Source organism: Mesorhizobium sp. M0276 (assembly GCF_040321755.1).
Taxonomy (GTDB): Bacteria; Pseudomonadota; Alphaproteobacteria; order Rhizobiales; family Rhizobiaceae; genus Mesorhizobium.
Genome location: NZ_JAMYSC010000084.1, coordinates 1 through 20,522, shown reverse-complemented (window position 1 = coordinate 20,522; position 20,522 = coordinate 1). Strand labels below are relative to the sequence as shown.

At 62.3% G+C, this 20,522-nt stretch carries 22 protein-coding genes and 1 pseudogene; 7 read left to right on the top strand and 16 right to left on the bottom strand.

What is annotated here, in order from left to right:
- The first annotated feature begins 128 nt into the window (after positions 1–128).
- Genes NKJ01_RS33490 through NKJ01_RS33475 form a run of 4 tightly spaced genes read left to right on the top strand, consistent with a single transcriptional unit; the run spans position 129 to position 3,776 of the window.
- Entirely contained in the window at positions 129–1,298 is a 1,170-nt protein-coding gene (locus NKJ01_RS33490) for a lanthanide ABC transporter ABC transporter substrate-binding protein PedA1 (RefSeq protein ID WP_031259911.1), read from the top strand.
- Positions 1,286–2,254 carry a PQQ-dependent catabolism-associated beta-propeller protein gene (locus tag NKJ01_RS33485; RefSeq protein WP_352487707.1) on the top strand — a complete coding sequence of 323 codons (969 nt, stop codon included), beginning with the start codon at positions 1,286–1,288 and terminating at the stop codon, positions 2,252–2,254. The genes NKJ01_RS33490 and NKJ01_RS33485 overlap by 13 nt, the downstream gene beginning before the upstream one ends.
- Positions 2,251–2,976 (top strand): lanthanide ABC transporter ATP-binding protein PedB/LutE, encoded by a 726-nt coding sequence (locus tag NKJ01_RS33480; RefSeq protein WP_023758476.1) that lies wholly within the window; start codon positions 2,251–2,253, stop codon positions 2,974–2,976. Before NKJ01_RS33485 ends, NKJ01_RS33480 begins: the two co-directional genes overlap by 4 nt.
- Positions 2,973–3,776 (top strand): lanthanide ABC transporter permease protein PedC, encoded by an 804-nt coding sequence (locus NKJ01_RS33475; RefSeq protein WP_352487709.1) that lies wholly within the window; start codon positions 2,973–2,975, stop codon positions 3,774–3,776. Before NKJ01_RS33480 ends, NKJ01_RS33475 begins: the two co-directional genes overlap by 4 nt.
- 3 nt (positions 3,777–3,779) lie before the next feature.
- Here NKJ01_RS33475 and NKJ01_RS33470 read toward each other — a convergent pair whose 3' ends face one another.
- From NKJ01_RS33470 to NKJ01_RS33425, 10 genes are read right to left on the bottom strand one after another with little or no spacing between them, the layout of a single operon-like run.
- Complete coding sequence (locus NKJ01_RS33470; protein ID WP_352734674.1) at positions 3,780–4,319, bottom strand: c-type cytochrome; 540 nt, start codon at positions 4,317–4,319, stop codon at positions 3,780–3,782.
- Positions 4,300–5,187, bottom strand: coding sequence for a cytochrome c oxidase assembly protein (locus NKJ01_RS33465; RefSeq protein WP_352734673.1), 888 nt, complete (start codon positions 5,185–5,187; stop codon positions 4,300–4,302). Before NKJ01_RS33465 ends, NKJ01_RS33470 begins: the two co-directional genes overlap by 20 nt.
- 46 nt (positions 5,188–5,233) lie before the next feature.
- Complete coding sequence (locus tag NKJ01_RS33460; RefSeq protein WP_352734671.1) at positions 5,234–5,524, bottom strand: hypothetical protein; 291 nt, start codon at positions 5,522–5,524, stop codon at positions 5,234–5,236.
- Position 5,525: 1 nt separating this feature from the next.
- Positions 5,526–6,131 (bottom strand): cytochrome c oxidase subunit 3, encoded by a 606-nt coding sequence (locus tag NKJ01_RS33455; RefSeq protein ID WP_023758481.1) that lies wholly within the window; start codon positions 6,129–6,131, stop codon positions 5,526–5,528.
- Positions 6,128–8,098, bottom strand: a complete 1,971-nt coding sequence (gene ctaD / locus NKJ01_RS33450; RefSeq protein ID WP_023758482.1) for a cytochrome c oxidase subunit I — start codon at positions 8,096–8,098, stop codon at positions 6,128–6,130. Before ctaD ends, NKJ01_RS33455 begins: the two co-directional genes overlap by 4 nt.
- Positions 8,095–9,108, bottom strand: a complete 1,014-nt coding sequence (gene coxB / locus NKJ01_RS33445) for a cytochrome c oxidase subunit II (RefSeq protein ID WP_352487711.1) — start codon at positions 9,106–9,108, stop codon at positions 8,095–8,097. The genes ctaD and coxB overlap by 4 nt, the downstream gene beginning before the upstream one ends.
- Positions 9,105–9,638, bottom strand: a complete 534-nt coding sequence (locus NKJ01_RS33440; protein ID WP_352487712.1) for a c-type cytochrome — start codon at positions 9,636–9,638, stop codon at positions 9,105–9,107. The genes coxB and NKJ01_RS33440 overlap by 4 nt, the downstream gene beginning before the upstream one ends.
- Positions 9,635–10,498 (bottom strand): substrate-binding domain-containing protein, encoded by an 864-nt coding sequence (locus tag NKJ01_RS33435; protein ID WP_352734668.1) that lies wholly within the window; start codon positions 10,496–10,498, stop codon positions 9,635–9,637. Before NKJ01_RS33435 ends, NKJ01_RS33440 begins: the two co-directional genes overlap by 4 nt.
- Entirely contained in the window at positions 10,479–12,302 is a 1,824-nt protein-coding gene (locus tag NKJ01_RS33430) for a methanol/ethanol family PQQ-dependent dehydrogenase (RefSeq protein ID WP_502905945.1), read from the bottom strand. Before NKJ01_RS33430 ends, NKJ01_RS33435 begins: the two co-directional genes overlap by 20 nt.
- Positions 12,303–12,349: 47 nt before the next feature.
- Positions 12,350–13,129, bottom strand: coding sequence for a heme-binding protein (locus NKJ01_RS33425; RefSeq protein ID WP_023758487.1), 780 nt, complete (start codon positions 13,127–13,129; stop codon positions 12,350–12,352).
- Positions 13,130–13,305: 176 nt separating this feature from the next.
- Between NKJ01_RS33425 and NKJ01_RS33420 the strand changes: the two genes are divergently transcribed.
- Entirely contained in the window at positions 13,306–14,118 is an 813-nt protein-coding gene (locus tag NKJ01_RS33420) for an SIR2 family NAD-dependent protein deacylase (RefSeq protein WP_352734664.1), read from the top strand.
- Positions 14,119–14,306: 188 nt separating this feature from the next.
- Here the strand turns inward: NKJ01_RS33420 and NKJ01_RS33415 are convergent, their stop codons facing one another.
- Positions 14,307–14,573, bottom strand: coding sequence for a DUF892 family protein (locus NKJ01_RS33415; RefSeq protein ID WP_352734662.1), 267 nt, complete (start codon positions 14,571–14,573; stop codon positions 14,307–14,309).
- Positions 14,574–15,414: 841 nt separating this feature from the next.
- Here NKJ01_RS33415 and NKJ01_RS33410 point away from each other — a divergent pair.
- Entirely contained in the window at positions 15,415–15,615 is a 201-nt protein-coding gene (locus NKJ01_RS33410; protein WP_023758490.1) for a hypothetical protein, read from the top strand.
- 321 nt (positions 15,616–15,936) lie between these two features.
- Here NKJ01_RS33410 and NKJ01_RS33405 read toward each other — a convergent pair whose 3' ends face one another.
- The 5 genes from NKJ01_RS33405 to NKJ01_RS33385 form a co-directional block, all read right to left on the bottom strand.
- Positions 15,937–16,419, bottom strand: a complete 483-nt coding sequence (locus NKJ01_RS33405) for a DUF2269 family protein (protein WP_023758491.1) — start codon at positions 16,417–16,419, stop codon at positions 15,937–15,939.
- Positions 16,419–17,705, bottom strand: coding sequence for an SDR family oxidoreductase (locus tag NKJ01_RS33400; protein WP_352487754.1), 1,287 nt, complete (start codon positions 17,703–17,705; stop codon positions 16,419–16,421). The genes NKJ01_RS33405 and NKJ01_RS33400 overlap by 1 nt, the downstream gene beginning before the upstream one ends.
- The gene (locus tag NKJ01_RS33395; RefSeq protein ID WP_352487753.1) at positions 17,702–19,225 is read right to left on the bottom strand and encodes an FAD-dependent oxidoreductase; all 1,524 of its coding nucleotides are present in this window, start codon (positions 19,223–19,225) and stop codon (positions 17,702–17,704) included. Before NKJ01_RS33395 ends, NKJ01_RS33400 begins: the two co-directional genes overlap by 4 nt.
- Positions 19,222–19,713, bottom strand: a complete 492-nt coding sequence (locus NKJ01_RS33390; RefSeq protein WP_502904964.1) for a hypothetical protein — start codon at positions 19,711–19,713, stop codon at positions 19,222–19,224. The genes NKJ01_RS33395 and NKJ01_RS33390 overlap by 4 nt, the downstream gene beginning before the upstream one ends.
- A gap of 255 nt (positions 19,714–19,968) precedes the next feature.
- Positions 19,969–20,169 carry a hypothetical protein gene (locus tag NKJ01_RS33385; protein ID WP_352734659.1) on the bottom strand — a complete coding sequence of 67 codons (201 nt, stop codon included), beginning with the start codon at positions 20,167–20,169 and terminating at the stop codon, positions 19,969–19,971.
- Positions 20,170–20,221: 52 nt separating this feature from the next.
- Here NKJ01_RS33385 and NKJ01_RS33380 point away from each other — a divergent pair.
- Positions 20,222–20,522 (top strand): annotated as a pseudogene (locus NKJ01_RS33380) (transposase); the annotation flags it as partial.

Here is a 20,522-nt window from a genome sequence, read left to right as displayed (position 1 = left end):
TTATGGTGGCCCCCTAATAACACCACCCCCCGCTTGGTCCCGCCCCGCCGCGGCGGTCCCTTCGGAAATTGTTTGGGTGTCCCCCCTCCCGCGGGGCGTGGCGCCGCCGGCGGCCCCGCGCAGAGAGGTTGGTCACCGCGCTTCTTGCTCTGTTGTTGTTTGTCGTTCCAGGCTCCGCCGAGCCTCAGCCGATAGCGATTGGCTATCTCGGCCAGACGCGCAGTCCGCCCATGCCGCTTGGGCCGCTGGACCATTTCGCCGCCGATGATGGGGTGCAAGGCGCCCGTCTCGGCATCGCCGATGACGATAGCACGGGCCGCTTTCTGGGACAGCGCTTCCGGCTGGTGGAGCGATCGCTGAAACCCGGCGAGCCGCCGCAGGACGCGATACGACAGTTTGCTGGCGAGGGGATCACCTTTGTCGTTGCCGATCTCGACGCGGGGCCGCTGACGCAAGCGCTTGCGGCCACGGGCGCCGAGCGGATGCTCCTGTTCAACAGCCGCGCCAGCGATGACTCATTGCGTCAGGAGGCATGCAGGAAAAACCTGCTGCACACTATTCCAAGCCGCGCCATGCTGGCCGATGGGCTGGCGCAATATCTCGCCTGGAAGGGCTGGCGGCACTGGTTCCTGCTTGTCGGTCCGCATCCGGAAGACCAGGCCATGGCTGCCGCCTTCCGGCGCGCAGCGGCGCGTTTCGGCGCGGAAATCTCCGTCGACCAAGCGTGGATCTTCCGACCAGCAAACGGCCGAGCCGACACAGGGCATGTCACCCTGCAAACGGAAATACCGGCCGCAACCCAGGTCGCCGACTACGACGTTCTCGTCGTCGCCGACGAGGCCGACGAGTTCGGCGCCTATCTCGAGGGCCGCACAGCATTGCCTCGGCCCGTCGTGGGCACGCAAGGGCTGGTGGCGACCGGCTGGAGCGCCGTTAATCAGGAGTGGGGTGCGACGCAACTGCAGGAGCGGTTCAGGCGACAGGCCGGACGCTGGATGATGTCGAGCGATTACGCCGCCTGGCTCGCAGTGCGGAGCGTCGGGGAGGCCGCGACGCGGCTGAACAGCGTCGATCCGGCAGCGATCAGTGTCTACATCCGAGGCAGTGAGTTTCTTCTCGCCGGGTTCAAGGGGCAGGGACTCAGCTTCCGTGCCTGGGACGGCCAGATGCGCCAGCCCATACTCATCGCTGGATCGCGGTTGCTGGTTTCCAGCTCGCCTCAGCCTGGCTTCCTGCACCAACGCACGCCGCTTGATACTCTGGGCATCGACCTGGAGGAGAGCACATGCAAGTCCTAATCGTGATTGTGGTCCCGCTGCTGTTGTCCGCTTTGGCCGGACCTGCCGCCGCGGAAACCATCTATGTCTCAAACGAGCAGGACAACACAGTGGCCGTCATCGATGGTGCAACCATGACGCTGTCGGCGACGATCGATGTCGGGCGCCGGCCACGCGGACTGGCACTCTCGGCCGACAAGAAGATACTTTTTGTCGCTGAAGGTGACGACAACCGCATCGATGTCGTGGACCTCGCCAAGCGGCAAATTGTCGGCCAACTGCCCACAGGCGCCGATCCGGAATTCTTCGTGGTTCATCCCGACGGCAAGCGGCTGTTCGTCGCCAATGAGAACGACAACCTCGTATCCGTGGTCGACATCGCGGCCGCCCAGGTGATCGGTACGGTCGATGTCGGCGTCGAGCCAGAGGGCATGGCAGTCAGTCCCGACGGCCGTTACGTCGCCTGCACCTCGGAGACGTCAAGCATGGTGCACCTCATCGACGCGGGCAGCCTCGAACTGGTTGACAATCTGCTGGTCGACACACGGCCGCGGGCAGCCGCTTTCTCTCCGGACGGGAAGCGCTTGTGGGTGTCTTCCGAAATTCGCGGCACGGTAACGGTGTTCGACACCCTAACGCGTGCACAGACCGGCAAGGTCCAGTTTGAGGTGCAAGGCATTCGCCGTGAAGGCGTCCAAGCCGTAGGCATCGAGATGTCCCGCAACGGCGGCACTGCCTATGTCGCGCTTGGGCCAGCAAACCGCGTCGCCGAAGTCGATACCGGGACGCTGGCGGTGCGTCGGCTCTATCTTGTGGGCCAGCGACCTTGGCATGTCGCACTGTCGGACGATCAAAAACATCTGATCAGTGCCAACGGCAATTCCGGCGACATTTCCTTCATCGACCTGGAAAACGACGAAGTGCTCAAGTCACTGCCCGTCGGGCGCGGCCCGTGGGGCGTCGTGGTTGGGCCATGAACGCTTTGTCGCTCGACAGTGTCAGTCACAGCTTCAAGCAGCGGCGAGTTCTGGACGCCGTCTCCTTTTCGGTTGCGCAGGGTAGGGTCTGCATCCTGCTCGGCCGCAACGGAGCCGGCAAGACAACGTTGTTCTCGCTCGTCACAGGTCTCTATCATGCCCGCTTCGGATCGGTGCAGGTATTCGGTCACGCGATGCGCACCGATCCTGCGGCCGCACTGGCCGCGATGGGAGTCGTATTCCAGCAGCAGACCCTCGATCTCGATCTCACGACCGCGGAGAATCTGCGCTATCACGCTGCCTTGCATGGGCTTGCCGCCGAAGTAGCGGAAGCCCGGATGCGCGAGGAGCTCGGCCGTCTCGCGGTTCTCGACAGGCTTCATGATCCCGTCCGATCTTTGTCTGGCGGCCAGCGGCGGCGCGTCGAAATCGCCCGTGCTTTGATGCACCGCCCGCGCATTCTCCTGCTCGACGAACCAACCACGGGGCTCGATGTTCCGGGCCGTCAGGCACTCGCTCACCATGTGCATGGGCTATGCCGCGAGCGCGGCATAGCCGCGCTTTGGGCCACACATTTCCTGGAAGAGGTGACGCCTGAGGACGATGTCGTCGTGCTCCATGCTGGCCGCGTGCAATGGGCGGGCGGCGCCGACCGCATCGAGGCCGAGCTTGGCGTCGCCAGCATGACCGATGCCTTCGCGAAGCTCACGGCTGCGGCATGAAAAGGCGCCACGCGCTGCGAGCGCTCAACGGCATCTTCCATAGGGAGCTGCTACGTACCCTTCGGCAGCGCGGCCGATTGGTTTCGGCGATTGTCCGGCCGCTGGTCTGGCTTGCCATTTTCGCCGCCGGGTTCCGGTCCGTGCTTGGCTTGTCGACAACGCCGCCTTATCAGACCTATGTCCTCTACGAAGTTTATGTCGTGCCCGGGCTCGCCGCGATGATGCTTCTGTTTCACGCCATGGCAAGTTCGCTGGCGATGGTCTACGACCGCGAGATGGGCAGCATGCGCCTGTTGCTGACCGCGCCGTTACCGCGTTGGTATCTGCTCGGTGCCCGGCTGCTTGCCAGCGTCGTGGTCGGCCTGCCGCTTGTCTATCTGTTCCTGGTTGTCGCGCGCTACTGGGATGTGCGTCCGCCGATGCTCGGTTATCTCGCCGTGTTGCCAGCGCTTGTCCTTTCGGGGCTCATGCTGGGGGCTTTCGGCCTGCTTGTGTCGTCACTCTCCACGCAGATGGAAAATTTCGCCGGGGTGATGAACTTTGTCATTTTTCCCATGTTCTTCGCCTCGACGGCGCTTTATCCGCTTTGGCGGCTCGCCGAGGCCGGCCCGGTGCTTGCGACCGTGGCAATGCTCAATCCGTTCAGCCACGCGGTCGAACTGATCCGCTTCGCGCTTTATCTGCGCTTCACCCCGATCTCCTTCCTGGTCGTGCTGGCCTGCCTTTTGGTGTTTTTCCTCGCGGCAGTTGTCGGCTATGATCCAGGACGCGGCCTGTGGTCCCGGCGCGGCGATCAATGACCTTCATTTAAGCGCGTAGAGATAGGCGGCCACGTCCCGCGCCTCCTGTTCGGAAATGCCGGTCGAGGGCATTGCCGTGCGCGGGTTGACGTCTCTTGCCGCGCGAATCCACCGGATCATGTTTTCCGGATTGTTGGACAGGATGCCGCCGATATAGACGCGAGCGGCCAGACTGGCGTCCAGGCGCGGCCCGACCAGGCCTTGCGCGCCGGGCACACCGCTGATCGTGTGGCAACCGCCGCAACCGTTCGCCGACATGATCGGTACAGCCCGCGTGGCGATGCCACCGGTCGCTTCGTTCGCCTCGTGTTCGGCCCTCTCGGTACGTTGCTGCTGCCACCAGGCAAACGATGCCAGTATCACTGGCAATATAAGGAACATTGCCGCAACACAGATCCGGTTGGTCTTTCCCGATTGCTCGTGCCCACCCCCATCGGCGCCTTCCGTCCGTGAACCGGGCGATGCCACCGTCAAGCCGAGCATGGCTCCGGCCGCAGCCGCGCCGACCGTCAGCAGCATCATTCTAACCGGCGTTAAGGGCATGGGATGCCTCCCGGCCGGCTCTTTGCCCGCTTGAACGAATCCACAGTCCTGCCAGCAGCAACGCCGCACCGCCATAGACCAGCCCGGCCGGCACCCACATTATAAGCCCCGCAAGTTGCTGGTCTTCGAGCGGGCTGAGGCCCCAAATCTCAGCGCCGGTAGCGTTTGCAGGGTACCAGAGCCGCGGCGATACCAGGAGCAGAACACCGAGCAGCCCTGTGTGCAGGGAGGTTAAAAAGAGATGCATGACCGCGCTGCCATAGGCCTGTTCTCGGCCGTGCCGCGGCAGCAGCGCCCACCAGAACAACAATCCGGTACCGAGAAAGCTTGCATGCTGGGCATAGTGAAAAAAGCCGCGCTCGAGCGCCGCGTGGAACAGCGCTGGAACGTGCCACAGCCAAATGGCCACGCCGTGGAGCAGAGTGGCGGCTAGGGGGGGGCTTATCGCTGCCCAGGCCGCCTGAACCACACTTGCATGCCCGGCATGGCCAAATGGCCGTCGCAGCGATACCGGCAGCGCCCACATCATTGCCGCCGCCGGTAAAGAAGCGACCAGCAATGGCGCCGCAACGGCCATCAGCAATTCATGTTCGATCATATGCGCGGTGAACACGCGCTCGCCCAAGGCGTGGATCGGGCTGACCAGCGCTGCCGCCAGCGCGATCCACCCAGCTGCGAACAACAGCGCCTGGCGCACTCGCAAAAAGCGGCCGCGGTCGCTCCGCCGCCAGAGTCGCAGCGCTCCGCCCGCATAGATCAGCGCGACTGCCGCAAGCGGCAAAGTGATGGGCAGCGCCAGCGTCCATCCCGCCTCTTGCGAACCGGGGCCGTAGGAGATCGAAGTGGAGAAGAAGGCGTCGAAGCTCATCGCACGCACCAGTCGAGGATGAGCGCGGCGCTGCCTTGCATTATGATCACCAAGGCAACAGCAGTGCGGACAACATGCCAAGGTTGGCAACGAACTGTTCTGTCCCTCGCGTGCGTTCTGGTTTGAACGCGGCACCGCCCAGCCGCTTTGCCCGCCATGACAAAGCACCGCCGAGCAGAGAAAACAGCGCCAGCGCCAAAGCGATGGGCAGCACGATCGGCACCTGGCGATTGCATTGCCAATGCACAAGCGAATAATTCAGTTGCGTCGATACCGCCCAGGCCAGTGGCCCTGAAAGAAGTCCGCCCCAAGAAGTGCCCAACACAACCGCACGCATCTCAGCCGAGCCTCGGGGTCCAGTAGATCAGGAGATAGATCGGGATCCAGCTGGCGACCACGAAATCCCAATAGAAGACATTATCGCCAACATCGCCGAAGCGACGGCCGCTGTTGCCGTGACGCGTGAACATCAGCACCGTCAGCACAATGGTGTCGCCAACGTCGGTGATCAGATGCGTCGTGTGCAGCCCAAGCAGCACCCACAGCATCGAACCGTAGGCGTTGGTGTCCCAGTAGATGTTCAACGCCGGAAACTCGAACCAGCGTACGACGAGCGGCGCAATCCCGAGCAGCGACATGACAACGAGGCCGATCCGCACAGGCATGATCGCGCATTGCTCAGCATAGCGGTTGAGCATGTGGTTTGGCACCAAGCTGACAATCAACAGCAGCGTCACGATGGTTCCGGGCCAATGGTTCGGCCGCGGCGCGCCGAGTGGCCATTGCGGCCACGACAGCGCCAGGTAGAGATAGGCACCTGCGGCGAGCGCGAAGCCGGTGCCTTCCAGTGCCATGAAGCCGAGCGTGCCCCACCATGTGGGGCTGCGCGGACCAATTCCATAGGTGGGCAGGGCGGAAAGATCGGCGGCGGGACGCTGTTTCATTCCTCGTCCTCCGGATCGCCTTTTGGCCAGAACCAGCCGATCAGCGTGATAGCAATCGGCAAGGCGCCCCAGACCACGGCCCAGGGCGTAAAGATCGAATAAAGGAAGGTCGCGCCCACAGCGATGGCCGCAAACAGCGGCCAGATCGATGGCGTGGCCGATTTCTCGCGAATGTCGGGACGCGCTTCGGCTACCGTCGAGATGACAAGTTCGCGCGCGTCGACGCGGAGGCCTGTCGCGACCGGCAAGGCCTCACGTTCGGCCCACAGCGGCTCGGCGTGGGTGACGACGGGGATGCGGGCGAAGTTGTAGCTCGGTGGCGGCGAGGTCGTCGCCCATTCCAGCGTGCCGGCATCCCAGGGATTGTTGCCCGCCGGTGCGCCTCGCAAGGCGCCGTGCAGCATGTTGAACGTGAACAGGACGAAGCTCAGGAAGAACACCGCCGCGCCGGCTGTGATGAACAGGTTGATGTTTCCCCAGCCAAGCTCGGCCGGATAGGTATAGACCCGTCGCGGCATGCCCCAGAGACCGACAAGATGCATGGGGAAGAACGCCGCATTGAAGCCAATGAACGCCATCCAAAAATGCCAGCGCCCAAGCCGCTCGCTCATCATGCGGCCGGTGAGCTTGGGCAACCAGAAATAGGCGGCGCCAAGCAGCGGAAAAACCGATCCGCCGATCAGCACATAATGGAAATGCGCGACCACGAAATAGGTGTCGTGGACCTGCAGGTCCAAAGGCACGGATGCTACCATCACGCCGGTGAGACCGCCGATGACAAACGTAAAAACGAAGCCGAACACGAACAGCAGCGGCGTCCGGATCACCGGCCGGCCGTCCGACAAGGTCGCCAGCCAGCAGAATATCTGCAGCCCGTTGGGAATGGCGATCAGCATGCTCGACGCGGTGAAGAAGCTGGCGCCGAGCTTCGGCAGGCCGGTCGCGAACATGTGGTGGACCCATAGGCCAAACGACAGAAAGCCGACTGCGATCAGCGACAGCACAAGTCCTAGATGCCCGAAGACCGGGCGTCTGGCGAAGGCGGAGATGATCGACGACACCATTCCTGTCGCCGGCAGGAAGATGATGTAAACCTCTGGATGGCCGAAGAACCAGAAAAGATGCTGGAACAACAAGGCATCGCCGCCCTCGGCCGGGTTGAAGATGTGGGTACCGACGAGCCTGTCGAGGATCAGGAATGTCGAGGTGATCATCACCGCCGGCATGGCGAAGACGACGACGAAGGACGTGACCAGCATCGCCCACACGTAGAGCGGGATCTTGTCGAGCGACATGCCTGGCGCCCGCTGCTTGAACACGGTGACGATGGTCGCGACGGCGACGGCCAGGGACGACACTTCGGTGTAGGTGATCATCTGCGCCCACACATCTGCGCGCTTGCCGGGTCCGAATTCGGGGCCCGACAACGGCACATAGGCGAACCAGCCGACGTCCGGCGCCATGCTGAGCGCGAACGACGCCCAGGCAAAAATCCCGCCCGAGACGTAGATCCAATAGCTGAACGCATTCAGGCGAGGGAAGGCGATGTTGCGCGTGCCGACCATCAGCGGCACCAGATATATGCCAGTGGCCTGCACGATTGGTACGGCAAACAGGAACATCATGGTCACGCCGTGCATGGTGAACAGCTGGTTGTAGAGATCCGGCCCGATCAGGCCGCGTTGCGGTCCCGACAGCTGGATGCGCATGGCGACTGCATTGAGCCCGCCCAGGCACAGGAAGACGAAAGCGGTCACGAGATAGCGCCGCGCGACGACCTTGTGGTCGACGCTCGACAGCGCGCCGATGATGCCCGGCTTCGTTCGCCAGGTCCGTTCGAGCCAGCGATGCAGGGTGGCATCGTCCAGACCGGTATCGCGCGGGCCGTCGCGTTCTGGGGCAAGGTCGCCCTTGGGGGTTGCTTGCGGCACCAGGTCGCGTTCGCTGGTCAGATCGGAGCTGCTCATTTGAGCCCCTCCAGATAGGCGACAATCGCATTGAGTTCGTCGCCATTGAGATCGACCACCGGCATGTGGGCGCCCGGCTTGATGCCTTGCGGGTCGGCGATCCAAGCGGCAAGATTGCCGCGGCTCATCGTCAGCGTTCCGGCGGCGAGTGTTTGCCGGCTCGCGATGTGCGTGAGATCGGGCGCAACCGTGCCGCCGGCAACCGTGCCGCCAATTTTGTGACACATCACGCAGGCACGATTGAGGAACAATTCCGCCCCGGCGCTGGCCTCAGCACTTACCGGTGCAGCGGCGGACCGAAGCTGGTCATTCAACCAGGCATCGAAGACCGGCCGCGGCTCGGCGATGATCAACGTGCTCATATTGGCGTGCTGCTGACCGCAGAACTCGGCGCATTGGCCGCGATAGACGCCCGGCTTGTCGGCCATGAGATCAAGGACATTCTCATGGCCGGGGATGAGGTCGAGCTTGCCGGCGAGGCTCGGCACCCAGAAGGAGTGGATCACATCGGTCGAGGTCACGATGATCCGTACCGGCTCGCCGGAGGGGATATGGATCTCATTGGCCGTCGTAAGGATGCGGCTCGGCTGGGCGTTTTCGTAGCGTACCTCCCACCACCATTGGTGTCCGGTAACCCGGATCGTCAGCTCCGCGTCCGAGCCGATGGCGGCGAGCGTCCTGTTGGCGAAGAAGCTTAACAGAGTGAGCCCGACGAGGATCACGGTCGTCGCGCCAAGCGCGGCCCAGACCGCCCGCGCCTTGCGGTGCTCGGCGCCTGGATCGAGCACGAGCGGGTCGGAGCGCGTGCGCGATCGCATCGCAAGTGGCGCTGCCAAGGCGATCATCACCAGGAGCCAGATCAGCGAGCAGAGCCCGGTGAAGAACCAGATGAGCCAAGCCAATTCGGAGGCGGCGGGGCCCTTCGGGTCGAGTGCCGATTGCCAGCCGGAGCATCCCTGGAGAAGCAACACGCAGGTCGTGCCGAACGCCGCAAACACGGGCCGTCTCACGGCGACTTCCCCAAAGTCGCGGCATCCGGCAGGCGGTTCTCGGACGGATGCACCATCATATCATCGTTGCGCGAAGGCGCGGCGGAGGAGGGCGCGTTGCCGCCCAGCGAGCGGACGAAGGCGGCAAGCTCCCAAATCTGGTCGTCGGGAACCTTGTCGCGGAATGTTGGCATGCCGTTCGGCCGCCCGTCTCGGATGGTGGCGTGGATGCTCTCGATCGAACTGCCATAAATCCATTTCTGGTCCATCAGGGCCGGTCCCATGCCGCCGCCGCCATTGGCATGGCAGCCGGTGCAGTTGAACCAGCTGAAGAGGCGCTTGCCCTCGCTAAGGTGAAAGGCGTTGGCCTCGAAAGCGGCAGCCTTGTTGTCACTTAGAGAGGGCCGCTCACCGCCAGGCTCCAACGTGGTGACGGGGGCCGGCTGCTCGCCGGAGCCGAGCGCGGATTGCGGACGTGTGTCGCGCTCTTCCCGTTGGCATGCCGCAAGCGCCAGCGTAGCGGACAGGAGCACGACGAGCCCCCGTTTCATCGCACCGGACTCCCGCCTGCGTCCAGACGAGGGACTCCAAACTGAGTCAGAATGGAATCGATCTCAGCCTTGTGCTTAGCAAGTGCGGCATCGAGTTCGTCACGCAACGCGGCGTCCTCACGCCGGACGCCCATCGAAATATCGTAAATCATCGGCAGCATCGGCCCGTCTATGCGGGGGGTCACTGGCGTGAGCTTAAGCAACACCTTCTGCTTCGCGGCGAAGTAGCCGGCGAGCGGCCCCCAGACGACGGCGAGGTCAACCTCGCCATTGGCCACCGCTTCGACGATGCGCGCCGGAGGGTTTGGCGCTGAATAGTCGCCATAGACGGGGTATCCGATCAGATGGCCGACAATACCACGGCGGCCAAGCGCTTGGACCGGAGGCGAGTTGGCGCCGTCATCGCCAACGAGTTGCACACCAATGCGCAGCTCACGCAGGCGCGGATCGTCGAAGGACGTGATATCGGGGCCATCCTTGCGCATCACGAATACATAGGAGGAACGGTAGTAGGGTGTGGTGGTGCGCAGCATTTCGAGGTTGGCGGGAGTGCCCGGGACGAGGTCGCAAAGCCCGGCCTTCAGCGTATTGCGGACAAAGCCGCGGCGCTGCGCCCACCAAACGTAGGAAAGCTTGGCGCCAAGCTCGCCAGCCACGATTTCCGCTATCTTATTCTCGAAACCTTGGCCGCTGGCGTTCGAGAAGGGCATGTTGTTGGGGTCGGCACATACCCTCAACTCGCGCGCATGAGCGACTACGGCGGCGGAAAACAAGACGAGCGCACCGATCGCGGCGGCAATGTGCCGGACGGCTTTTCGCCCAACGGGCCTGTCGAAGTCGTCAGGGCAGGCGGAATACATAGAGCGTTCCTCCTGGCGTCGTCACGTCCTTCAAATCCTTCATGGCGTTTGCGAAGCCGAGCGCGGCTGTGGCGTCGCGTGGATCGAGGTCGCCCGACACGATCGCACCGGCCCAACCGCCGACGCCCGACAGGATCGCCACATATTGACGCCCGTCGGGACCGCGGTAGGTGATCGGCTGGCCGATGATGCCGGACGACGTCTTGAACTTCCAAAGCATTTCCCCTGTCCTGGCGCTGACCGCCTTGAACCAGCCTTCCATCGTGCCGTAGAAGACGACATCGCCGGCGGTGACCACCGCACCGCTCCATACTGGAAAGTTCTCCTTCAAGTTCCATACAGGCTTGGCGGTGGCAACATCCCAGGCAGTGAATGCACCCCGATTGCCGCCTGGCCCTGGGATCATACGGACGTTCATGCCGACATAGGGCGTGCCGGCGATGTAGTTCACCTCGACGCCCTCTTCATCCATGCAAAGGTTGTTGTGAGGGATGTAGAGCAGGCCTGTCCTCGGCGAGAATGCTGACGGTTGCCAATCCTTGAGGCCGGCCGCGGTCGGACAGATGTCGCGCACGACCTTGCCAGTGCCGGTCTTCTTGTCGGGATCTACGACGAGTCGGCCGGTCTTCAGATCCACGCCCTTGCTGGAGTTAACTGGGCCGAAAGGCTGAGCCGACAGGACTTCGCCGGTGGTGCGATCCAGCACATAGACGTAGCCATTGCGCTCCGGCCGCACCAGCACCTTGCGCGGCTGGCCCTGCCAGTTCATGTCCAGAAGAACCTGCTCGTTGATACCATCGTAGTCGTGCAGATCGTGCGGCGTCCACTGATAGAACCATTTCGCCGCCCCGGTGTCCGGGTCGCGGGCGAAGATGCCGGCCGTCCATTTGTTGTCGCCGGGCCGCAGGTCGGGGTTCCAGGGGCCGGGATTGCCGGTGCCGTGGAAGAACAGGTTTAGGTCGGGATCGTATGAGATCCAGCCCCACATATTGCCGCCGCCGATCTTCCATGCTTCCGGCGGCCATGTCGTCACGCCAAGGTCCTTGCCCTTGTCCGTGTCGTAATGCGGCTTGAAATCCGGGCCGATCAGCACGTCCTTGTCGGGGCCGGTGCTGTAGGCCGTCCAGACGACATGTCCGTCGGCTGCGTCGAGCGCCTTGACCCAGCCGCGCACGCCCATCTCGCCGCCGGAATTGCCGACCAGCACTTTGCCCTTTACCACCAGCGGCGCCATGGTGATCGTTTCGCCAATGTTGATGTTACCGATCTGCGTATTCCAGATCGGCTTGCCGCTGCCGGCGTCCAGTGCGATCGTGTGGCCATCGAGCGTGTTGAAGAAAATGCGCCCGTCGGCGAAGGCTGCTCCCCGGTTGACGACATCGCAGCAGGCGACGCCCTGCGCCGCCGGTTCCGGATTGGGCTCGTATTTCCATTTCATGGGTGCGCTTGGCTTGGACAGGTCGAGCGCGTAGACGATGTTGGGAAACGGGGTCACGATATACATCGTGTTGCCGACAACGAGCGGCGCGGCCTCCTGGCCCTTGTTTACGCCGGTCGAGAAGGTGAAAGCCACCTGCAGGTTCTTGACATTGCTTTCGGAAATCTCCGCCAGATCGCTGTAGCGGGTCGAGGCATAATTCTTTGCCGGCATCGTCCACTGGCCGTCATCGGGCGGAGCGGCTGCAGGCGGCGGCCTTATCGCGGTATCAGCCGCGGGTTGGGCAGCCGCGCCTGCCAACAAAGCGAGGCTTGCGAGCATCACCAAACCAAGACTGAATCTGGAACCGCGTTCTGTTGCCCGCATCGCTCTCCCCGCTTTAGCGGTTTTGCCCCGCATCGACGCAAGCTGCGTCATTTGTGTAGCGAACCGCCGACGCCGGCACCAAGCTCTGCGGCGACGTCGGCTTCGGTTCCCGCGCATAATGGATGACCCCAGCCCGAAGCGCTCTTTCCACCGGGATCGAGATCGTAGATGATGGCGTCCTTGCGGTTTGGATTGACACCGGCCGGTACTTTGTCCAGCGCAAGGGCCGCGCGCACGCGCCAGGCGACATTGTGGTCGGCACAGGAGGAATCGCCGCTGACGCCCAGTCCGCCGACGATGCCCTTCCCATCATACAGCGCCAGGCCGCCACCAAACACGACAACCCCGCCGATGGGCTTTCCCATCAGCGGGTCACCGGCGCTGCCGAACGTCGACGGGTCGCCTGTATAGGCGATCGCCTGGTTGACCGGATTGGTGGCCTGCAGCCCAAACAGCGGACCGCCCGGTTGGACCGGCGCATAAAGATTTGCCGTCGACAATGCCATCTGGGGAAGGCTGAGCCCGTTGGCCGTGCTGGCCTTTTCGGCTGCGATCAGCCGGCTGCCGGGCCATTGCGCGTCGGCGGTGGGGCCGCTGAAAGCGATGGCGCAGACCGTTCCGTCACGTGCCACAACTGCGGCCCATTCATTGGTATCGAAGCCGCCATTGCCGGGCCCGCCGCTGGCCTTGACGCTCGCCTTAAGGGCCGTCAGCAGCTTGTCGTGGTCGGCGAGGCAGGGTGCTTGCGCCGAGGCCGTTTGCCCCGCGTCGCCTATCGCCAGCAGGAACAGACTTAAGGCCAGTGACAGGGTTGGACGATAATCCATTGTCTCTAACGTTAGTTGAACACTCTCTAACGCTTGAGACGGGCGGAAGTGCCATTGGGGCGAAAAAATGTTGTTCTTCGCGCGCTTGCGGGCACCGTCCGGAGGACGACAGCGGCCCCACCTACCGTTCGTGCAGCAATGGTTGGAACAGAAGAGGCATTCGCCAGTTTGCTGGCATGCAGTCGGTGTTCGAACAAATTGCGCGGTCGCTGAAAAAGCGGAGAGCCATGCTGTTTGTTGGCGCTGGAGTGTCGATGAGCGTCGGCTTGCCACCGTGGAGAAAACTCATCGAGCACATGGCAGATGATCTCGGCCTGGACGACCAGACGGTCGGCATGCCTGACACGACCTACCAGGCGCTTGCCGAATACTACCGCCTCAAGCACGGCAGCATCGGCCCCCTGCGCAGCTGGATGGACCGCGAGTGGAGCGTTTCTCGGGACAAGGTAAAGCGATCGGAGATCCACAAGCTGATCGTGTCGCTCGATTTCCCGATCATCTACACCACCAATTACGATCGAAACCTGGAAGCGGCTTTCGAGATCTATGGCCGGCCGTTCGTCAAAATCGCCAACGCGAAAGACATCGCCAAAGTCAACGGCGACCTGACACAGATCATCAAATACCATGGCGATTTTGACGACGACACTTCCCTTGTGTTGGCAGAGACGGACTATTTTGACCGGCTTTCCTTCGACTCACCACTCGATGTGAAATTCCGGGCAGATGCACTGGGGCGCACCATCCTGTTCATCGGCTACAGCATGTCGGATATGAACATCCGTCTGCTGCTGCACCGTCTGTGGCAGACCTGGCGCCTATCGGGTTACGAGCGGGACCGTCCAAAGTCATTCGTGTTCATGCCGGGCCCGAACGTGGTTCAGGAGGCGGTCCTCGGACGCTGGGGGCTCAACGTCGTGGCTGGGGACGATGAGGATCCGCAGCAGAGCTTGGCAGCTTTTCTCAGCAAGATCGCCGAAGCAAGTTGACGGCGCAGGCGATCTGGCGCGGCGCGTTGTCGACATTCATGCATGGGGTAGCATCTGCTCCCATGGATCGTCCTGCCGTCATAGATCTCCCAATCCTGTTCAACCCGCTCAGCGCGGCAGGTAGGTCCCGCCGCACCATACTGGCCGGTCGCGCTCCGTCAGCCGATCGAAGCAACCTCGGCGGTAGATCAACGCTTGGCGTTCTCGCTCTCTGTATCAGCCCGAGTAAAGAACTGCTTGGTTGTCGCGGGAAGATGGTTTTTCAGCCAGTCCGCCATCGCGACTTCCTCGCGCAGGTTCTCCTCGCAAACATGCGCGCCTTCCGTTTCATCGAGCGATTTCGCAGCGGCGATAAGGATCGTGTAGGAGGCGATTTCCATATACCACGTATAGCTTGCAAGCGATCCCTTCATGACCTCGTCGCCAGCGATGATGCCGCTCAGCGACTGTGCCATCGCAGTCAGCGATCCCGTTCAAGCTTGCAAACGCAGGTATTGTTCCTGAACGGCCGGGTCGCAGAACAGATGTCAGAGCCGCCGCGGCCTGCGTTGGCGGTCTCTTGCCGGTCCGTGCCGCCCTTCACCCGGGGATCGCCGGCAGTCTGGAGTTGCGGAAGCATCTCTGTAGACGACTGCGCCGTTGGCGGAGATCGTCACTGTTTCGCGTCGGCATCGCCTGCGTCCCGCGCAGCACGTGCCCCGCGAAGCTATGTCTTTGCCGAGCAGCTTCGCGTTTTGCCGTCCGTTTCGCGAACTCAACCCGTTGCTGAGGCGCCCTGAGAAGGCTCAAGAGCTCGCTCGGCGTTCTCGTCTGGAATCGCATCAAGACATCTGCCGCTTTGCGTTCATCGCCAAACGTCCACAATGTCCAGGGCCCTCGGCAGAGCCTCCATATTCGGAAACATAGCCATACGTGCGCTGAACCTTTGCTCCTTCGCGAAATGCAGGCGCATGGAACTTCAAGCCATGTCCCAGGTTACTTATGGAGTTTTGCAGCGTTCGGGATCAAGCCATGACCTCTACAGACAATTCTCCGGTTGGCATGTCATCCGCCCCCAAAAAATCCGGCGGCAGCACCAGTTCAAAGAAAGCCACACCTTCGCCAGCCACGGAGAAAATCTCCGGCGCAGGTCCAGCGGCTGCGGAGCACTCAAAAGACGCCAAGGCGCCGAGGGGCGGCCGTCGGCCTGGAGCCTATGTCAAGGATTAGCCAGACGTCATCACTAAAACAGGGATGGTGGAGCTTCGGTCTTGCTCCCAACTGGTCGCCATTCCCACAATGGCAGGAGGATTTTCTATGCAGATGATAGAAGCTGTCGTCAGCCGGGACCAGGCTCCGGTCGTCGAATTTCGCGGGGAGGGAGGCGAGTGCATCACCGTCACACTGCAGGCCGATCAGACGCTTACGGATGATGAACTCGTCGCAAAGGCAAAGGTGATGATGGTCCAGGTCGCTCAGTTCGGGATGGACCAAACTGAGCGGCGCAGCCACAACTGACGGGGTCGCCGGCCGAACAGCTATACACTCTGGAATATCAGGACAAGGGACGGCTTCGCTCGGTGGGTGGAGTGCGTATCCGAGCCTGGATGCCGTTGCCGCTGAATGTCGACGATCGACCGAGGATCTGTGGCAGGACGCGTTGCCGCGCGGCGAAGCACCGATCGGATGGGCAGTAGGAGCAGCGATGCGCAAGGCGTGCTGGTTGCCGAGAGTTGATTTCGCCGAACTTACGAGAGAGCGGTGATCAGGCCGGAGTTTCCCCTGACATGCGCAACGACATTGGGTGTGTTTGGTTGCCGCGGTAAAGCGGCGACGGGGCTACAAGGCCAGCCACTCGATTGGCGGGCGCGCAATCATCAGCCAGAAGATGGCGAGCACAGCCGCAAAGGCTGGAAAGCCGAAGGCGAACCAGAGCCTGAACAACTGACTGTAACGCTCAGGCGGGGGTTGATTGGACGTCGCGGCCTTTATGGCGAGATTGCGCATCTCGATCTGCATCCACACCACGGGCAGCCAGAGCAGGCCGATGGCAAGATAGAGCAGGATCGAAAGAACGATCCATCCTTCAGCAAGCGAATACCCCGCATACTGGGCGAGAGCTATCCCGGTCACAGGTTGCGCGATAACGGCCGTAGCCGTGAACAGAAAGTCGGCGAGTACGACGATGCGGGCGACAGCCGCGATGGTCCCGGCGTTACCGGTCCGGTGTGCCACGAGCATGAAAAAGGCAATGCCGGCGCCAGTCCCCAACAGCACAGCCGCACCGATGACATGCAGATACTTGAGCACGAAATAGACCATCAGCGTTCCTCCAGGATCGCCAGCGCGACAAAATGCAGAACCAAAATCGGCAGGATCTTCATCAGCGGGCCGAGCGGGTCGTTCCAGAGCTCCGGCCGCAGAATGCTCCCAGCGGTCGCATAGAAAAGCGACACCGCGATTGCACCGAAGAGACCAAGCCGGCTGGTCGGGCGCCAGGCGATCAGCACGCCGACGATCATGTCTGCCAGCGCCCCGGCGACGACGGCCGGTCCGGCCAGCGCGCCGACTGCTGTGTCAATCAGCAACTCAACTCCGCTGCGCCAGCCGGTGGTGAGGGAAATGATGCCGGTCATGATCCAGAAGAAGGGTAGCACGACGAAGATCGCCGGCTTGACGAGGTAGAGACCAGCGAACCATCGTTCCTGCACCGTGGCAGGATGAAGGCTGAGTGCGGTTGCAAGACTTGACGGTTGAATGCCGGTCGCCGCTATCCACGGCTGGGGATCACCGACCGCGCCCCGCGCGATCTCCTTTGCGGCATTGCTGCGCATCGGCGGACGCCAGCCGAGCTGAGCCGCCGCATCCCCAACCCGGTATAGGATTGCTGCGGCCCAATTGGGCAGGATGAATTCCCGGGCGCTGTCCCATCCGAACCAATGGCGGTAGCAGGCAACGACCTCGTTCATAGAAAGCGCTTCAGGCCCAGCCAGCTCCAGAGTGAGGCGCGTTGGGCTGTCGGGCCTGAGAAAGAAGAGAACGGTGGAGATCACGTCGTCTAGCTGTACGACCTGAAGACGACCAGCGTCGGGCATCACAGGCAATAGTGGCAAAGCAGCGAGACCACGAAAAAGCGCGCTTGCGCCGAACGCCGGCCTCCCCAACACAACCGAAGGGCGCAGAATGACCCAGTCGATATCGCGCGCCATCATGGCCTCATCGCCAGCAAGCTTGCTGGCGGAGAAAGCGGATGGCTGCTGGCGATCGACGCCGATAGCCGAGAAGTGGATGACCTTTTTCACTCGTGCCTGTTCACACGCGGCAAAGAGTGCCGAGGCGCCGCCTGCATGGACGTGCTGGGTATTCTCACGAAGGCTGTCCTGCAGAACGCCGGCGCAGTTCACAACGGCATCGACACCGGCAAGATGATGGATCCAGTCCTGCGCCCGCAGCGCATTTGCCATGTCTAGCAGGATGGGAGTGGGCCCTGTGAACGGGCCAACACTGGGGCGATGGAGCACACGAACGACGTCATGTCCCTCGGCCGCCAGGCGCGCGCAAAGCGCGGCTCCGATCAGACCCGACGCGCCGGTGACCAGGACCCTCATTCCGCGTGCCCGGCATTTGGCGACGCCCGCGGCTCGAGCGGTCTCGTTGCGGGGCCGGAAAGAACCTCACCAGCTTCATCGAAGCGGGACCCATGGCATGAGCAGTCCCACGTCCGGTCGACCGGATTCCACCCGACGACGCAGCCGAGATGCGTACAGATTGCGGAGCGGGCGGTGACCGTACCGTCCCGCGCCTTCCTGATCGCCAGTTGCTCTCCGTCGTGCTCGACCACACCGCCTTCTCCCAGGGCGATCTTGTTGATATCCACCGTTCTTGAACCCAGGAGCCGTTCGGCCACCAGATGAGTAGCCGTCTTGACGTTCTCCGATATGAACGTCGGCCCGCCGGCGAGCGGCTTGATACGGGTCGCGTCGAAGATCTCGGCCGCAGGATGGGGTTGGCCGAGAAGCTGCGACGCAAGGATTTCCAGTGCGACGGCGCCTTGTGTGATGCCCCAGGCGTCGAAACCGGTGGCGACGAGAAGGTCCGGTTTTGAAGAACTCGCCACGCCGACGAAGGCCATTCCGTCCACCGACCGGAAATCTTCGTTTATCCAAAGGTGCGACGGTTGGTTAATAGCGAATGTTGTCTCGAGGAAGGCCAGCATGTCAGCGACGGCGCGATCCGCAGCCTCGCGGTCTCCGGTCTTGAATTCGCCGCCGGCGGCCACAAGAAAGCGCTTGCCGTCACGGTTCGCTGTGCGAAACGAATGAGACGGGCTGCCGGCGCTGATGAACATGCCGTCCACTGTTGCATGTTCGGCCAGTGATGCTGCCGCGACCGGATGCGCAAATGGGAAGGCCTTGGCAAAGAAGAGTCCGTCTCCGATGATGGGCATCTGCGTGGTGACGATGACCTTACCGGCGGTCACAATACCGCCAGCCAGAGTCAACTGATAAGGCCCGTCGCCTGCAATCTCAACAACGCGGCTGTTCTCGAAAACGGAAATGGTGCTCTCGCTCACCAGGCGGGCCAGCCCGCAAATATAAAGATACGGGTCGAATTGATATTGGCCCGAAAAACGGAGCGCTGCCGTCGCCCTCACGGGCAGCTCCGCATCGGACAGGAATTCGGCGGGCAATCCAAGCGATGCGGCGGCGTCGGCCTCACGGCGTAACCTATCCGCCTGTTGTTCGTCTTCAGCATAGATGAAGGCAGATTTGGCTTCCAGCTTGGCCTTATCCACCATAAGGGAGCACTGTGCAGCGATCTCCTCCTTGGCCTTTTCATTCGCGTCGGCGTAAAGCTTCGCGCCTTCGCGGCCGAAATTGCGAATGAGGGAAGCGTATTTGAGCCCATGCTGGGATGTGACCTTGGCGGTCGAGCGGCCGGTGGCCTGCTGGCCGATCTGGCGCGCCTCAAGAACCGCGACCTTCAGACCCGAGCTACGCAGCAGACAGGCAGTGTGCAGGCCCACGATGCCCGCGCCGACGATTACGACTTCGAAGTCATGGTTGCCCTGCAAGGCGCCGAATGAAATCTCGGGCTCTCGATCGAGCCAAAACGGGACCGGCTTCATCGACCAGGTCCTCTCTCTCGCCTTTCCAAGACTGACAGTTCGGCGTCCGAAGGCCTGCCGAACGCTTCGGCTTCGGCGGCTTCCAACTCGCTGAGCGATTTCGCGAGCACGGTACCCCACACCATGTGCGCAGCGATCATCAGCAGATTCCTCCCTGCAGGATGACGCCATGCGGGGGCAAGAATTCGCGCTGCAGGAATCCAACCCAGATAACTGGCCGCCCACACGCCGAGGCCAAAGAGTGTGCCGCTGCCGCGACGCCGAGGCAAAATGGCGAAAACAGCGCCAGTCATGGCGCCGAAGCCGAAGTGAGCCAACAGAGTATTCGCTCGCGCCTGCCCTTCATCGCCCCCGAAGTTCAGGCGATCGACAATTTCGCGGGGCGGCAACGGGTAGCGACTCGTCTCGTTCAGCAACCCATGGGACCGCCGCATGGCACTGGTCATCGCCACCGATGCCGCAAGGCCGGCCAGAGCTCCCAACATCATATGTCGCAACAGCATTCTCCTGACGCAATCTGTCCAACGGAGTTGCGGGTTGATTGTTCCTTGGGGTGTATTTCGATCGGGAACGAACAAGCTCACGCGTGACAAATGGGACGTCCGGAGAAGCCGTAGCAATGGGGCTGATGATGGCGTCTCACTGCTGAAGCGGTCGACCTCTTAGGAATGCCTCCGCAAGATCCGACAATTTCGACATGCGTACGCCGAGCCGTTCGGCGTCTCCATAAGCGGTGAACCGTCCTATCCAAGCACGTCGGCGACGATACCCAGCCTGCGCGCTTCATCGGCATGAATATAGCAGTTGGTGGTCGCCCGTCGGTAGAGCTCGTCGGTAATGAGAGAACTGCCCTCGACTAATTCCTTGAAGCCCTCAATCTCTAGCTGTTCGGCCGTTTCGAGCAGGGCGAGCTGTTCGCGCGCGATCTGAATGCACGATTTCATGGGGCGCGTTCAAGGCTGGTCTCATGCCCCTTTCGTGGAGGAATACGGATACCGCTCCTCGCCAATGAGGGTGGAGCTGGCCAACCGGGAGAGCCATTCGAGTTGGCGCGAGTTCGTGACAGGGCTCAAGAATCGCGGGCTCGCCGGCGTCGAGTTCGTCGTCTCCGACGACCATTTGGGGCTCAGGGCGGATTGCCAAATGGCAGGCCAAATATCCGAAGCTGGTCAACTGGGTGGAGGACAACATCGAGGAGACGCTGAGCTTCTGTCGGCTGCCGCTTGCCCATCATAAGCACATGAAATCGACCAACATGCTGGAGCGGCTGAACCAGGAGATCAAACGGCGCACCCTG

What these genes read in the sequence shown, in the direction of transcription:
- NKJ01_RS33470 (WP_352734674.1), bottom strand. Translation starts at nt 4,319, where the DNA reads ATGCCCTTAACGCCGGTTAGAATGATGCTGCTGACGGTCGGCGCGGCT.
- NKJ01_RS33440 (WP_352487712.1), bottom strand. Translation starts at nt 9,638, where the DNA reads ATGAAACGGGGGCTCGTCGTGCTCCTGTCCGCTACGCTGGCGCTTGCG.
- NKJ01_RS33460 (WP_352734671.1), bottom strand. Translation starts at nt 5,524, where the DNA reads ATGCGTGCGGTTGTGTTGGGCACTTCTTGGGGCGGACTTCTTTCAGGG.
- NKJ01_RS33480 (WP_023758476.1), top strand. Translation starts at nt 2,251, where the DNA reads ATGAACGCTTTGTCGCTCGACAGTGTCAGTCACAGCTTCAAGCAGCGG.
- NKJ01_RS33410 (WP_023758490.1), top strand. Translation starts at nt 15,415, where the DNA reads ATGCAGATGATAGAAGCTGTCGTCAGCCGGGACCAGGCTCCGGTCGTC.
- NKJ01_RS33475 (WP_352487709.1), top strand. Translation starts at nt 2,973, where the DNA reads ATGAAAAGGCGCCACGCGCTGCGAGCGCTCAACGGCATCTTCCATAGG.
- NKJ01_RS33430 (WP_502905945.1), bottom strand. Translation starts at nt 12,302, where the DNA reads ATGCGGGCAACAGAACGCGGTTCCAGATTCAGTCTTGGTTTGGTGATG.
- NKJ01_RS33395 (WP_352487753.1), bottom strand. Translation starts at nt 19,225, where the DNA reads ATGAAGCCGGTCCCGTTTTGGCTCGATCGAGAGCCCGAGATTTCATTC.
- ctaD (WP_023758482.1), bottom strand. Translation starts at nt 8,098, where the DNA reads ATGAGCAGCTCCGATCTGACCAGCGAACGCGACCTGGTGCCGCAAGCA.
- NKJ01_RS33400 (WP_352487754.1), bottom strand. Translation starts at nt 17,705, where the DNA reads ATGAGGGTCCTGGTCACCGGCGCGTCGGGTCTGATCGGAGCCGCGCTT.
- NKJ01_RS33390 (WP_502904964.1), bottom strand. Translation starts at nt 19,713, where the DNA reads ATGATGTTGGGAGCTCTGGCCGGCCTTGCGGCATCGGTGGCGATGACC.
- NKJ01_RS33405 (WP_023758491.1), bottom strand. Translation starts at nt 16,419, where the DNA reads ATGGTCTATTTCGTGCTCAAGTATCTGCATGTCATCGGTGCGGCTGTG.
- NKJ01_RS33465 (WP_352734673.1), bottom strand. Translation starts at nt 5,187, where the DNA reads ATGAGCTTCGACGCCTTCTTCTCCACTTCGATCTCCTACGGCCCCGGT.
- NKJ01_RS33425 (WP_023758487.1), bottom strand. Translation starts at nt 13,129, where the DNA reads ATGGATTATCGTCCAACCCTGTCACTGGCCTTAAGTCTGTTCCTGCTG.
- NKJ01_RS33385 (WP_352734659.1), bottom strand. Translation starts at nt 20,169, where the DNA reads ATGAAATCGTGCATTCAGATCGCGCGCGAACAGCTCGCCCTGCTCGAA.
- NKJ01_RS33415 (WP_352734662.1), bottom strand. Translation starts at nt 14,573, where the DNA reads ATGGCACAGTCGCTGAGCGGCATCATCGCTGGCGACGAGGTCATGAAG.
- NKJ01_RS33420 (WP_352734664.1), top strand. Translation starts at nt 13,306, where the DNA reads ATGCAGTCGGTGTTCGAACAAATTGCGCGGTCGCTGAAAAAGCGGAGA.
- NKJ01_RS33485 (WP_352487707.1), top strand. Translation starts at nt 1,286, where the DNA reads ATGCAAGTCCTAATCGTGATTGTGGTCCCGCTGCTGTTGTCCGCTTTG.
- NKJ01_RS33435 (WP_352734668.1), bottom strand. Translation starts at nt 10,498, where the DNA reads ATGTATTCCGCCTGCCCTGACGACTTCGACAGGCCCGTTGGGCGAAAA.
- NKJ01_RS33455 (WP_023758481.1), bottom strand. Translation starts at nt 6,131, where the DNA reads ATGAAACAGCGTCCCGCCGCCGATCTTTCCGCCCTGCCCACCTATGGA.